The sequence below is a fragment of the Flavobacterium xizangense genome (assembly GCF_054075145.1).
The window spans coordinates 1,152,054-1,166,910 of the sequence record NZ_JBSIPG010000001.1 but is presented as its reverse complement, the minus strand read 5'-3'; the positions used below and the strand labels follow the sequence as shown (position 1 = coordinate 1,166,910).

8 protein-coding genes are annotated in these 14,857 nt (G+C 34.6%); 4 read left to right on the top strand and 4 right to left on the bottom strand.

Translation table 11 applies throughout. The features are described 5' to 3' along the window. Positions 1-118 precede the first annotated feature (118 nt). Both ACWA1B_RS04910 and ACWA1B_RS04905 read right to left on the bottom strand, forming a co-directional pair. A complete protein-coding gene (locus ACWA1B_RS04910) occupies positions 119-5,788 on the bottom strand; it encodes an alpha-2-macroglobulin family protein (RefSeq protein WP_456904710.1) in 5,670 nt (1,889 codons plus the stop codon). Positions 5,789-6,005: 217 nt separating this feature from the next. Beyond that, the gene (locus ACWA1B_RS04905; protein WP_456904709.1) at positions 6,006-6,449 is read right to left on the bottom strand and encodes a nucleoside deaminase; all 444 of its coding nucleotides are present in this window, start codon (positions 6,447-6,449) and stop codon (positions 6,006-6,008) included. Between the two features lie 61 nt (positions 6,450-6,510). Between ACWA1B_RS04905 and ACWA1B_RS04900 the strand changes: the two genes are divergently transcribed. The 3 genes from ACWA1B_RS04900 to ACWA1B_RS04890 are packed head-to-tail and all read left to right on the top strand — an operon-like array spanning position 6,511 to position 10,253. Beyond that, positions 6,511-7,374: a hypothetical protein gene (locus ACWA1B_RS04900; RefSeq protein ID WP_456904708.1), complete on the top strand. Its 864-nt coding sequence runs from the start codon at positions 6,511-6,513 to the stop codon at positions 7,372-7,374. A 50-nt stretch (positions 7,375-7,424) separates the two neighbouring features. After that, a complete protein-coding gene (locus tag ACWA1B_RS04895) occupies positions 7,425-9,212 on the top strand; it encodes a 1-deoxy-D-xylulose-5-phosphate synthase (protein WP_456904707.1) in 1,788 nt (595 codons plus the stop codon). 39 nt (positions 9,213-9,251) lie between these two features. Next, positions 9,252-10,253: a DUF3078 domain-containing protein gene (locus ACWA1B_RS04890; RefSeq protein WP_456904706.1), complete on the top strand. Its 1,002-nt coding sequence runs from the start codon at positions 9,252-9,254 to the stop codon at positions 10,251-10,253. 76 nt (positions 10,254-10,329) lie between these two features. On the opposite strand, the gene ACWA1B_RS04885 is transcribed toward ACWA1B_RS04890, so the two are convergent. Both ACWA1B_RS04885 and ACWA1B_RS04880 read right to left on the bottom strand, forming a co-directional pair. Beyond that, positions 10,330-11,676, bottom strand: coding sequence for a deoxyguanosinetriphosphate triphosphohydrolase (locus tag ACWA1B_RS04885; RefSeq protein ID WP_456904705.1), 1,347 nt, complete (start codon positions 11,674-11,676; stop codon positions 10,330-10,332). A gap of 76 nt (positions 11,677-11,752) precedes the next feature. Then, the gene (locus ACWA1B_RS04880) at positions 11,753-12,214 is read right to left on the bottom strand and encodes an Lrp/AsnC family transcriptional regulator (protein ID WP_029271860.1); all 462 of its coding nucleotides are present in this window, start codon (positions 12,212-12,214) and stop codon (positions 11,753-11,755) included. A gap of 161 nt (positions 12,215-12,375) precedes the next feature. Here ACWA1B_RS04880 and metE point away from each other — a divergent pair, with 161 nt between their 5' ends. After that, positions 12,376-14,700 carry a 5-methyltetrahydropteroyltriglutamate--homocysteine S-methyltransferase gene (gene metE / locus ACWA1B_RS04875; RefSeq protein WP_456904704.1) on the top strand — a complete coding sequence of 775 codons (2,325 nt, stop codon included), beginning with the start codon at positions 12,376-12,378 and terminating at the stop codon, positions 14,698-14,700. Positions 14,701-14,857: the final 157 nt, after the last annotated feature.

Below are 14,857 nucleotides of genomic sequence, written 5' to 3'. Positions count from 1 at the left end.
GCAAAGTTTGCTAAGTTTTTTTGCCCACAGATTGTACGGATGAAACGGGTTTGCACAGATATTTTTTAAGTGACTCAGCTAAAATCCGTTTCATCCGTACAATCTGTGGGCTATAAATTTACTTCACCACCTCAACCCAGAATCCTTTTGTTCTTGCTAAGAAAGTATTATCATACATGGCTTCACACTGTAAACCTGGCAAATAATAATTTCCTAAATAGGATGCGTTTAGCAGAATTCTGAAAACTTTAGTCTCTCTGGCTTTCATCCCAAAATAGAAATTAGTTCTATCATCACGAATATCAATATAATCTGCAATATTGTTTACAGCATCTCCATAATCGGTGAAACGAGTATTTACGATTTCAAATCCGGAAGGCAGAATTTGAGATAAGGCAACATTCTGAATACTTTCTCCTCTTTGGTTTTTAATCGTAACTTCAGCAATAAACTCAGTTCCCTGACTTATTTTAGAAACATTAATAACACTTCCTTTTCTGTTTTTGAAAACAATAGTTGCAGAAACATCATTTTGAACCACATTTTCCTGTCCGATAGGTAATATTCCAGTATTCAGCACACGAACATAAACTGCATTCGCTTTATTGTTTTTCAATGTAATACTGTTTATACCAGAAGCAACAGAAAGACTACGATCTGCAACTGATTTTTGAGTATTAATCGTTTCTCCTTTTCCGTTTTTACTAAACTGAATATTAATTCCCTTTGGACCATTGCTTACTGCAAATTTCGACATTGCATACAAGCAATATGCCGTTGTCTGTGTACTCATCCATTGATTGGCCGACATTTCTTTAGCTAACTTAGTCGCGGTTGCAAATGCTTTTTGTTTCTGATCCAAAAGAAGCATCGTCTCTAAAGCCATTGCTCTGTTTCTTTCGCTTGAACCATAATAGTAATAGCTATAGCCGTCTGAACTTCCATCAATACTTGTACGTAAGAACAAGCTTTGTCCCGCTGATTTCTGACCTGCTAAAACATAAGCTGCGGCTAATCGAAGCATACCTTCATTCGAAATGCCTTTAGTTTCACGCAATCTATTCATTGAAGATAAATCGGCATTTCCGGCTAAAGCCAATGTGTACAAACGATACGCCTGTGCCAAATCATTTCCATATTTCGGTTCAAAACGCCATTGTTTCGATTCTTTCTGCTGATACGACAACCATTTAGATTTGAAGTTTATTGGCAACACATATCCTTTTTTCTCTGCTTCAATCAAGAAATGTCCAGCATATGAAGTTCCCCAATCATCAGCTATTGCATTTCCTTGCCAGTAAGGCATTCCGCCGTTCGACAATTGGAAATTTCCTAATCTTGCAATTCCAGCAGTTATATTTTTTTGGATTAATCCTTTACGATTTGCATCAATATCAGCCACATCGCCTAAGTACAATTGTGGAAAAACAGATGAAGTTGTCTGCTCCACACAACCATGAGGATATTGAATTAAAAATTGCAATCTTCCATTCAAATTCATTGACGGCATTGACGAAACTTCTAATCTTGCTTTGTTGCTTCCCGCGACTCCAAAGGTTTTCCACGAAATTGTTTTTGAACTATTTGGTGTTAAAACAAGATCTGTAAAAGTACTCGTAACCGGATTAGGATTTGTCATATCAATTTCAACATCATAAACTGATTTCTCACTTCCCGAAGTAGCAATTACCTGAACTTTTGCAATTCCTGTTGCAGATCCTACAACTAAATTAAAATAAGCCATTTTTTCTTCTGGTTGTGCAAAACTTAGTTTCTGAACGGCACTTCCCATTACTTTCAATCCGTTGCTTGTTTTAATTTGAATTGAAACATTTTTGATTTTGTTCTCTGTTGCAAACACCGTTACCGGAAGCGTTACTTTTTCCGAAGGTGAAATTTTTCTCGGCAAAGAAGCCAAAACCATAAGCGGACTTTTTACTGGCGTTGCTTTCTCCACACTTCCATAAGCACTTGTTGCAGCATCTCCAGCAACAACCATTGTTCGAACTGAACCAATATATTTTGGCAATTTTAATTGATGCGATTTTGTTTGCCCTTTTCCTAATTTAAAAGGTCCGTAATACAACACAACTGGTTTAAAACGGTTGGCTTTTTTAGCTTTTCCACCACCTAAATCCTGATCACCACCAATACTGAAAATCTGATTTATTTTTCCACCATAAGCGCCGATTACATCATCGTAAACGTCCCAAGTTTTTACGCCAAGAGCTTCACGAACATAAAAACTGTCCCAAGCATTTGGTGTTTTAAAACGGGTTAAGTCTAAAAGCCCTTCATCGACAACTGCAATTGTATAAGTCATCTCTTTACCTGATTTTTCACCAACTTTCACTGTAAAAGCTTGTTCTGGTTTCAAAACATCTGGCATTGAGATTGTCGGTGCCAGAATCGTATTTTTATCTACAACTTCAATCGGAACAATTCCATACATACGAATCGGAGAATCATTTTTGGTTGAAGCATGAGGCTGTAATAATGTAATATTAAAATATACGTTTGGTGCCATTGCTCCCGTAATTGGAACTTCAACTTTGGTTTCTCCATTTTTAGTTTCAGCCCAAATTGTCTGTACTACTTTTGATCCGTTTTCTATTGAAATCAATGCACGCCCGCCTTCGCTTGAAGGGAACGAAATCTGTGCTTTTTCACCAACTTCATAATTTTTCTTATCGGTAGAAAACACCAACATATTTGCTGTTGAAGCATCTCTATTACGCGTTTTTCCAGACCAGATTGGCCAATCAATATTTACCGTCAAAGCAGTTGCATGTCCATCTGGATTATCTGATACACGTATTAAATAACGGCCCCATTCTTCATCAGTTAAAGCAAACTGAATATTTCCTTTTCCATTTGAATCTGTATTAACTATAAATGTTTTATACGAAGTCGTCGCATTCGAAGAATTATAATTCGATAAATTATCACTTGAAGCATCCCACCACCAGCGCCAATCAACTTTAAACACTTTTACTTCTAAGTTTCGAACTGATTTTGGTCTTCCGTTTTCATCAACGGTAACAATATCAAAACGATTATTAGTCCTCGTTTCAAGCATATTGTACTTGTTTAATTCTGGCGCTTTAATTCCGACATAGGTTTTATACGGAGAATAAGTCGTAGAAATAACATCAGTACTGAAATCTCCTCCTTCTTCATAGACTTTTGTAATGAATGAAGCGCGAAGCATTCCCGGCGCCTGACCTTGCAATTTTGGCTGAATATTTACTGACGCTTTTCCATTTTCATTCAATTTTCCTGAGAAAACATTGATTTCTTCGGTATTGAATTGACGAACCAAATCATCAAAAGTAAATTTTTCATAGCCTTTGAAAGTAGTTGTTTGCTGAGAGAATTTCGCTTGCATTTCAACATTCAAATTCTTTGCAATTGCTCCGTGAAGCCATGTCACTTCAAGATTATCTGTGTTTGGATAAGATGATGAAAGCGTTTTTCTCGTAAACGTATTTTTGATTTTTAAACGGTTGGGTTTAATGGTTTCAATCTTTATGCTTTTATAAAATTTAGCTCCACCAACGCTCACCATTGCTTCCCAGTTTCCTGTTGGCGCATCTTGGTTTGTGGGAACTGTAAAAGCATAATGATTCAGTTCATTTGTTTTTTGAACTGTCTGATAAACCGTCTTTCCGTTCGGATCATTTAATCGGAATTTAATCGGATGTGATTTTGGCAATTTATTCGACGCATCATTTAAAATAAAAGACAAATACAAATTATCGCCCGGACGCCAAACACCTCGTTCGCCATAAATAAATCCTTTTAAGCCTTTTTGCAAAGTCTCACCAGCAACATCAAAATTACTGACAGACAACGAAAGTCCATCATCTAGTTTCACATAAGTAGATTGCTGGCCTAAAGTTACAATCGCAAAATAAGCAAACTTATCTAATTGAAAAGAAGCAATTCCTTCACTACTTGTAGCTTGAGTTGCAATTTTCTGTTGTTGGAAATTATACAAGTCAACTCGCGCATTTGAAACTGGTTTTGTCGTCACAATATTATTTACAGCAAATAAATACGATTTGTTTTCACCTCTTTTGGCTATCACACCCAAATCTGAAGCTAAAATATTGGTAGCAATTTTTGCGCTGTAATAATACGAACTCGAGCAAGGATCCTGACTTTCTCTCCATTCATAATCATCATAATAATAATCATCGTAAGAGTTGCCACTGTAATTCACATCATTTTCATCAACTTCTTCTTCCTCTGTTTCATCATCATTTCCTTCAGAAGTTTCGCATTTATACAAAGAGTATTTCTTTTTAAAAACAAATTCTACTCTATAAATTGCCCCTGGTTCCGGAGTAATTATTTTAGATAAATCCAATGCAAAAGTGTTCCATTTACTCGGATTTATAAGTTTGCTTTCAATTAAATTTAGTGTTGTTTTTGCAATAGGCTGCGCGACTTTTTTTAGATTTTGACCTCCGTTCAATTCATTATACTGAAGAAATTGAAGAATATTGTTTTTGTAAATTTTGTACACTTTTACGTCAACTGCGCTCAGATTTACAGCTTCAAAATTCAGTTTCAAGTTGTTTGAACTCGGCAGAATTGTTCCGTTTTTAATAAATCGGACATTGGGTTTTATCTGATCAAAAGAAATTTTTTCAGAATAATTGGCATCCATTTTTTTGCCGTACTGACTCTCGATTCCCTGAAAAACTTCAATCAATAAATCTCCTACCGTAATTTGTTCCGGCTCGGCTTCTTCTTCCTGAACCACTTCTACTGGTTCAGAAACAACTGTAGCGGCACTGTCGACAACAACTGCCGCCGAATCAACAATAGAAACCGCCGTTTCTTCAACCGGAACTACTACTTCTTTTTTTGCCGGGGCTTCTTTTTCATTATTAAAATAAACTTTCAGCAAATTTCCCTGAGTTGAAAATTTTAAATTATTCGTGTTCTGAATCGAAACCAAACCTTTAAAATCTTGTCCTTTTTCTAATGGTTCAGAAAAATTAATTAAAACCGATTGATTACTTCCATCCGGAACTTCAACTTTTACGATTTTAAATTCATTTATATTGGTAATCGGGAAATCAATTTGTCCTTTTTGTTCGATATCAAAATCGCTTCCGTCATATAAAATTTCCAAATTTGAAGCTTCAGAATAACGCTGAATACTGTCGATAATAAAACGAAATTCTTTACCAAAACCTGATTTTTGCTCAAATTTGATTTTAAGATTGTTTCCTTTTTGCTTAGCTTCGACTAATTTTTTAACCGTTTCAACATCAATATTATCCGCTGTTTTTAAAACACAGTTCAAATACTGATATTCTTTACTGTACGACTGAATATCGGCAGTATTGATTGTAAAATCCTGCTTTATGGTTTTAACTGTAAAATTGAATTCAGAAAGTGTTTTTTCTTTCTCTTTTGGAAGTGTAATAATTTTATCCAGCTTTAATGTCACCTGATATTCGGTACCGGGTTTCAACTTTTTTTCTGGAATAAAAGCAATTGTATTTGACGAAAGCGCAACGACTTTTCCATCGACGCTTGGCGAAATATCAAATAAATCGCTGTCTAAAACCTGATTGGCTTTCCAGTCTTTTTTATCAAAAGCCAAAACCACCCTAATATCTGATTCCGCCGAGACTATTCCTCCCGTGAAACTGACTATATACTCTTTAAATAATGAAAAATCGGAATTAAAATCGGCTGCTGATTTTCTGCCGCAAGATTGAAAAATAAAAAACACAAAAAATACGAGAACTAAACCTTTTGCTTTCACTTTTATTTAGAGTTAATGGGTTACAATTTTTAAAGAAATCAGAGAACATTTTAACATTTGACTGTTACATCCTATAACTATCAAATGATTAATAAATTGTAGTAAATATAAAATAATTTCCGAGCTTTTTTAAGAAGAAATTTCTTTAGTAAAAATATTTAACTTTTGTTGAAGTTTAAAAGCAATTTTGAGATAAATTAGAGTAAATTTCAAGAGATTATTTACGTCTTTCCAGAAAAAAACGTTTCATTAAATCTGCCGCTTCATTGGCCATAACTCCTGAAACAACGGTAGTTTTTGGATGCAGTTTAGTTCCCATAGCAATGAAACCACGTTGCTCGTCGCGTGCTCCAAAAACAATTTTTGAAATTTGACTCCAATACAAAGCTCCTGCACACATTTGGCAAGGTTCAAGTGTAACATATAGGGTACAATCTTTTAGATATTTTCCTCCAAGAAAATTAGCTGCTGCAGTTATGGATTGCATTTCGGCATGAGCCGTCACATCATTTAATAATTCCGTCAAATTATGACTTCTTGCAATTATTTTATCAGCAACAACGATGATGGCTCCAACAGGAATTTCGCCTTTTTCAAAGGCCATTTCAGCTTCCTGCAAAGCTTTTTTCATAAAATATTCGTCGGTAAAAGGATTTTCCATAAATGCAAAAATAAGATTTTAGAACTTATTTTTTATTACATTTATTTTTTGATATTTGAATATGGAAAGAAAATACAAAATAACAATTCCCGAGCCGTGCCATGAAAATTGGGACGAAATGACTCCTAAAGATAATGGCCGTTTTTGTATGAGTTGTTCTAAAACCGTTGTTGATTTCACTTCAATGCTTCCAGATGAAATCCAGCATTTTTTCATTCAAAATCAAAATAATAAAATCTGCGGAAGATTTAGAAAATCGCAATTAGATTCTGTGAATGTTCAAATTCCGAGTCGTGTTTTGTACGCACAAACTAATTATTACAAAATGTTTTTATTGGCTTTGTTTATTGCCATGGGAACGACTTTGTTTAGTTGTCAAAATAAAGAAGGAAAGAAACAGAAAATTGATAAAGTTGAAGTTGTAACAGATACTATCACAAAAGAGCGAGTAGTTGTTGGAGACATTAAAATCAATCCAGATGATTCTCTTAATAACCCCTTACCACCACCACCGCCACCAAAAGTTGATCAGATTAAATTTGTAAAAAATCCTGTAGATAATACTAAACAAAAGAAATCTCCAAATATTGATTCTAAAAAGAAAACAGAGGAACCGGTTTATAATGATGGAATCGCTGTTGAAACCAATGCAGAATTTCCTGGCGGAATTGATCAATTCTACAATTTTTTTGAGAAAGAATTTAAAAAACCAGAGGGGCCAAATATTGGGAAATTAAAAATCATTCTCGCGTTTGCGGTAGAAAAAAATGGTTCTGTATCTTATCTTCAATCACAACCAGCTATTGATGAGCCTTTGGAAAAAGAACTTATCCGAGTTTTAAGTTTATGTCCTAAATGGCAACCGGGAGAAATTAATGGCAAAAAAGTAAAAAGACAATATTCTTTACCAATAGTATTGCAATAGATCGCACAATAAAATTAAATTAAAACCGTAAATTTGCTTTTTACCATACAATGAAAAGCGATTTACTTTCAAATATATACAATCCTGCCGATTTACGTCTTTTAAAAGAAGAACAACTAATTCAAGTTGCTCAGGAACTGCGTCAATTCATAATTGATATAGTTTCTGTAAAAGAAGGACATTTGGGAGCGAGTTTAGGCGTTGTAGAACTCACAATTGCTTTGCATTATGTTTTTAATACGCCAGATGATTTATTGGTTTGGGATGTTGGACATCAGGCGTACGGTCACAAAATTCTAACCGAAAGACGAGAAAACTTCCATACAAACAGGCAAATAGACGGCGTTTCTGGTTTTCCAAAAAGAAGCGAAAGCATTTATGATACTTTTGGAGTTGGACATTCTTCGACTTCTATTTCTGCAGCGCTCGGAATGGCGATTGCTTCTAAACTAAAAGGTGATTTTAAGAAAGAACATATAGCAGTAATTGGCGATGCGTCGATTGCTAGCGGAATGGCTTTTGAAGGCTTGAATCATGCCGGAGTTACTGATGCCAATATTTTAGTTATTCTAAACGATAATGCTATCGGGATTGATCCAAGTGTTGGTGCTCTAAAAAAATATCTAACTGCGGTTAAAAATGGAAAAAATCCAAAGCAGAATAACATTATAAAATCTTTAAATTTCGATTATTCGGGACCAATTGACGGGCATGATTTTCCGACATTGATCAAAGAATTAAATCGTTTAAAGAAAATAAATGGCCCAAAATTTCTTCATATTGTAACTACAAAAGGGAAAGGTCTGCAACAAGCTGAGGAAAATCAGGTGAAATATCATGCTCCAGGAAAGTTTGATGCTTCAACCGGAGAAATTCATTTAAAATCAGAAGAAAATCTTCCGCCGAAATATCAGGATGTTTTTGGTTTGACTATTTTGGATTTGGCTAAAAAGAACGAAAAAATAATCGGGATCACACCCGCAATGCCATCTGGAAGTTCTTTAAAATTCATGATGGATGAATTGCCGGAACGTGCTTTTGATGTTGGAATAGCAGAACAACATGCCGTAACACTTGCTGCTGGAATGGCTACGCAAGGCATGATGGTATATTGCAATATTTATTCGACTTTTTTACAACGTGCCTACGATCAGGTTATTCATGATGTAGCGTTGCAAAATTTACCTGTAATTTTCTGTTTAGACCGAGCTGGTTTAGTTGGGGAAGATGGCGCAACACATCACGGTGTTTTTGATATTGCTTATTTAAGAGCTATTCCAAATATCATTATTTATGCTCCACTCAACGAAATTGAACTTCAAAACATTTTATATACAGCACAATTAGGATTAAATCATCCGATTGCGATACGATATCCTCGTGGTCGCGGCGTTTTACCTAAATGGGAAGTAGAAAATTTCGGACATTACGAAAAAATTGAAATTGGTCCTGCAAAATGTTTAAAAGATGGTACGGAAATTGCTGTGCTTTCGACCGGAACAATTGGAAATAATGTTATTGAAGCCTTAAAAGAATGCAGCAATTCAGATTCTTTTGCTCATTACAGCTTCAGCTTTATTAAACCACTAGACATCAATACATTAAAACACATATTCTCAACCTTTGAACGGATTATTACAATCGAAGACGGGGTTAAAAATGGTGGTTTTGGAAGTGCTGTTTTAGAATATGCAGCAGCAAATAATTTTAAAAACAACATTGAAATTTTAGGCATTCCGGACCGTTTTATTGAGCATGGAAGCGTGCTGCAACTGCAACATTTATGTAAAATTGACGTTAAAAGTTTGATAAATCTTTTTTCTAACCGTTCAAAATAATTATTTTGCACAACCAAAAAAAAACCAAAATTAAGCCTAATGAAATTATTACGTTCTGCCCTTTTGCTGTTGTTATTATTGAGTACTTCAAATAATTTTGCTCAGATTATACAAACGACTTTGGATCCAAATCAGATTCCAAAACTTCCTTCAAACTGGACTGCAAAAAACAAATTAGGCTTTGATATTTCTGAAATTGCTTTTGTGAACTGGAGTGCCGGGGGAACCAGCTCGATTTCGGGGCTTTTTAAAGGTGAATTTGGTAGAAATTATATCAAAGGAAATCACAAATGGGTTAACGAACTTATTGTGAAATATGGTTTAAATAAACAGGACGGAATCGAATTAAGAAAAACAGACGATGCTGTTCAATTCAACTCAACTTACGGTTTTAGAAAAGATACTATTTCGAACTGGTATTACTCAGCAAAATTAAATTTCAATACGCAGTTCACAAACGGTTATAACTACCCAAATCGCGATGTTGCGATTTCGAAACCATTTGCACCAGCTTATATTTTCCTTGGAGCCGGAGCAGAAAACTCAAATAAGAAAAAAGACCGAGTATTTTATTTCTCTCCTATAACTTTAAAAACAACTTTAGTTCTTGATCAATATTTAGCGAATCAGGGAGCATTTGGAGTTAAGAAAGCAGTTTATATAGCTGACCCAGTTGATCCTACTAGCCAGATTTTGGTTGAAGAAGGTCAAAAAGTAAAAGCCGAGTTTGGTATTTTGTTTACAGCTTACATGAAAAACGAAATTTACAAAAACGTGTTTTATGAAAACAGACTGAGCTTGTACACTGATTATTTAAACAAATTTGGAAACGTAGATATCGACTACGACACAAAACTGGATCTTGTTGTGAATGCTTATGTAAAAGCAAATATTGGCGTTCATTTAGTATATGACGACGATATCAAAACAAAAAAAGATGTTATTGATCCTGCTACAGGAGCAAAAACACAAGTTAATGACGGTCCAAGAATGCAACTACGTCAAGTTCTTGGTGTTGGTTTAGTTTATGCTTTTCAATAAATAACTTTTCATCTCATAAAAAAACAGCCGATAATACATTTGTTTTATCGGCTGTTTTTTTATTGTAAAAGCAATATTATCTCTTTTTTCGTCCGCTGATCATTTCATATAATTCAAGTGCATTTCCATCTGTTAAAAGGGAAACATAATGACAAATATGAAGCAGACGTTCGTATAAATTACCTTTTTCTAAATGATGTTTTTCAGGAAGCATTTTAAGAATCAGTTTATCATAATTTGACGCTGTTCCTTCATATTTATTATTAAATGCTGTAATAAATTTATCCAATAAAGTCTGGATGATTTGATAGCCTACTATTTCTTTCTCAATAACTTCACGGCTTTGGTAAATTTTGTCAACACTTAATTTGATGATATCATTCATCTGCGCTTTGTATTTACTTTTATCGGTTAAAGCAAAAGGGAAATTTCCAGCCAAAATTGCTTCTTCGTTTTCTATAAAAACATCAACAGCGTCGTTGATTAAAGCACCAATTGCCAAAGCACGCAAATAGCTTATTCGATCTTCTTTGGTCTCTAATAATTTATATTTAGCAACGCCAATATTATCTTTCACCAGTTTGATTAAATATTCTAAAGCGTAATCTTCAGAAACCAAACCAAGATTTATTCCGTCTTCAAAATCGATTATCGTGTAGCAAATATCATCTGCAGCTTCAACTAAATAAGCCAGAGGATGTCTTTCAAAACCAATATCGCCTTCTTCTTTATTGGCAATCAAACCCATATCCTGAGCTACTTCTTCAAAAAACAATTTATCCGATTGGAAAAAACCATATTTCTTATCCGAAATATTGTTTGTTGGTTTTTTAGGAAGACTCTCTTTTGGATATTTCATAAAAGCTCCTAAAGTTGCGTATGAAATTCGAAGTCCGCCTTCAATTCCCGGACGGCTTGCGGTTAAAACAGAAAATCCATTGGCATTTCCTTCAAAATCAATTAAATCCTGCCATTGCTTTGCCGTTAATTTATCTTTGTATTTTAATCCTTTTCCGCTAGAAAAATATTCTCCGATTGCTTTTTCACCTGAATGTCCAAAAGGCGGATTCCCAATATCATGCGCCAAAGAAGCCGCAGCCACAATCGCACCAAAATCATTCATCTGATAGCCGTGAATTTCTTTTAAATAAGGATATTTCTCTAGAATTTTCTTTCCGACCAAACGTCCTAATGACCTTCCAACAACCGAAACTTCCAAACTGTGTGTTAATCTGGTATGCACAAAATCTGTTTTCGAAAGCGGAATAACCTGGGTTTTATCCTGTAAACTTCTAAACGCAGAAGAAAAAATAATTCGGTCATAATCAACCTCAAAACCTAAACGTGTATCATCTTGTTCTACTCGTAATCTTTTGCTTGTATCGCCTTGACGTTTTAATGATAAAAGTTGTTCCCAGTTCATTTTAATTGTTGATTTCTGATTTTAGATTTTAGATTTCACTTCAAAAATACATTTTATTTTAAGATTTTCTTTCTCTTTAAAATTCTAATGCAGTACTGTGTTTGATTTCTCCCATTACAAAAATACTGTTCGTATTTCCTATGTTTTCGATTGTTGATAATTTATTCATAACAAAATCCTGATAACTAGCCATATCCTGAACGAGAATCTTCAGCATAAAATCATAATCGCCGGCAATGTTGTAGCATTCTATAATTTCAGGAAGCGCTACAATATCTTTCACAAAGTTGCTTCCAACATTTTTTGCGTGTTCTTTTAATCGGACGTTGCAAAAAACAGTCATGCCGCGGTTCATCTTTTTTCTGTCCAGCAGCGCTACATATTTGGTTATAAAACCATCTCTTTCTAATCTTTTAATTCGCTCATAAACTGGTGTAACAGTCAGAAATAATTTACTTGCGAGATCTTTTGTGTTGATATTTGAGTTTTCCTGAAGGTGTTTCAGGATCAATAAATCGGTTTTATCTAGATTTTCCATAGTTTTTTTTACTGCTAAAGGTTCTTTTAAAATATTTTTACAGTAATAAAATCTTTAAATAACGCATTTTTAAAGATATTTTACTGAAATATAAATCAAATATAAGTTATAAAAACCAATAACATAAATTTGTTCAGTAAAAAATACTGAATAAAAAAATAATGAAAACAAACAACTTAGGTTATCCCAGAATTGGAAGCAACAGAGAACTTAAAAAAGCATCTGAATTGTACTGGGCAGGAAAAATTTCTGCAGCAGAGCTTATCACAGTCGGAAAAGAAATTCGCAGCAAGAACTGGCATTTGCAAGCAGCTGCAAAAGTTGACTTAATCCCGTCTAACGATTTCTCTTTTTATGATCAGGTTCTGGATCTTACATTGACCGTTGGGGCGATTCCTGCACGTTATCACGAATTAGCAAAAAACAATTCTTCTCTGGATTTGTATTTTGCAATGGCACGAGGATCACAAAAAGAAGGTCAGGATGTTGTAGCTATGGAAATGACAAAATGGTTTGATACAAATTACCATTATATCGTTCCTGAATTCACTAAGAACCAAAAGTTCGAATTGTTTTCTGAAAAAATAATCGATGAATTCAAAGAAGCAAATGCAATCGGAATTAAAACGAAACCTGTGTTAATTGGCCCGGTTTCTTATTTATTATTAGGAAAAGAAAAAGAAGAAGGTTTTCATAGAATTGATCTTCTTGATACGTTGCTTCCGGTTTACTTTGAAATTCTCGAAAAATTACAAGCTGAAAATGCCGAATACATTCAATTAGACGAGCCGTTTTTAGCACTTAATTTAACTGATAAGGAAAGAAATGCTTTCACGAAAGTATATAACGAAATCAACAAACGTTTTCCTAAACTTAAAATTGTTTTAGCCAACTATTTTGATTGTTTTGGTGAAAATCTTGAAACAGCTTTGGCTTTGCCAGTTGACACTTTCCATTTAGACTTGGTTCGTTGTCCTTTACAGTTAGATGATATTTTAGAATCTGGAAAACTGGCTTCAAACGTAAATCTTTCTCTTGGAGTTGTTGACGGCAGAAATATCTGGAAAAATGATTTTAAAAAATCTTTAGAAATCATCAAAAAAGCGGTTGATGCTTTAGGCGAAAACCGAATTTTGATTGCGCCGTCTTGTTCCTTAATTCATAGTCCCTGCGATTTGGATTTAGAAACAAATGATGAAACACTTACACCGGAAATCAAACAATGGCTGGCTTTTGCAAAACAAAAAATCAATGAAATACTAATCTTAAAACAATTGTCTGCTTCTAATGAAATTGATATTAAAAACTCGATTGATTACGAAAGAAATGTTATTGCAAATGAAAACCGCAAGACATCAAAATTAATTCATAATAGCGAAGTAAAAGCTCGAGTTGCAGGAATTACAGCTTCAGATGACAAACGTAAAAGCACATTTGCAATTAGAAGAAAAACCCAAATTGAAGCTTTAAATCTGCCGTTATTCCCAACAACAACAATTGGATCTTTCCCTCAAACAGCCGAGGTTAGAAGCTGGAGAGCAAAATTCAAAAAAGGCGAATTATCAACTCAGGAGTATAACGATTTAATCAAAAAAGAAACCGAAGCAACAATTCGTTTTCAGGAAGAAACCGGAATCGACGTTTTAGTTCACGGAGAATTTGAACGCAATGACATGGTAGAATATTTTGGAGAACAATTAGCAGGATTTACATTCACGAAAAATGGCTGGGTTCAGAGTTACGGAAGCCGTTGTGTAAAACCGCCGGTTATTTACGGAGACGTTTCTCGTCAAAACCCAATGACCGTAAAATGGTCTCAATACGCACAATCTTTAACTCCAAAATGGGTAAAAGGAATGTTGACAGGGCCTGTAACAATTTTACAATGGTCATTTGTCCGCAACGATCAACCGCGTTCTGAAACTTGTACGCAAATCGCTTTAGCCATTCGTGACGAAGTTGTCGATTTAGAAAAAGCCGGAATCAAAATCATTCAGATCGATGAACCTGCAATTCGTGAAGGTTTGCCTTTGAGAAAAGAAGAATGGGCAAAATATTTAGACTGGGCCGTAAAAGCGTTCAGAATTTCTGCAAGCGGCGTAAATGATGATACGCAAATTCACACACACATGTGTTATAGCGAATTCAACGACATCATTCAAAGCATTGCCGACATGGATGCAGATGTTATCACAATAGAATGTTCACGTTCTCAAATGGAGCTTCTTGATGTTTTCGCCGACTTTAAATATCCAAACGAAATTGGTCCTGGAGTTTACGACATTCACTCGCCACGCGTTCCTTCAAGTCAGGAAATGGTAAAATTATTAGAAAAAGCTTCAGCTGTAATTCCGGTAGATCAATTATGGGTAAATCCAGATTGTGGTTTAAAAACGCGCCATTGGGATGAAACTAAAAAAGCTTTAATCGAGATGGTTGCAGCCGCTCAGGAAATGAGAGCTGCTATAGAAAATCCAGTGAGCTAATACTTTTTATTTAAAATATAATTTTTGTTTTTTTTATGTCAGCAAGTGGAGTCGGAAATTAGTTATGATTCATTTCGGCTTCGCTTCTGTTGACATTATTTTTTTATTTAGAAGTTAGGTATTTTCGTTTTCAAAACATCTTTATCCAATAAAAAAG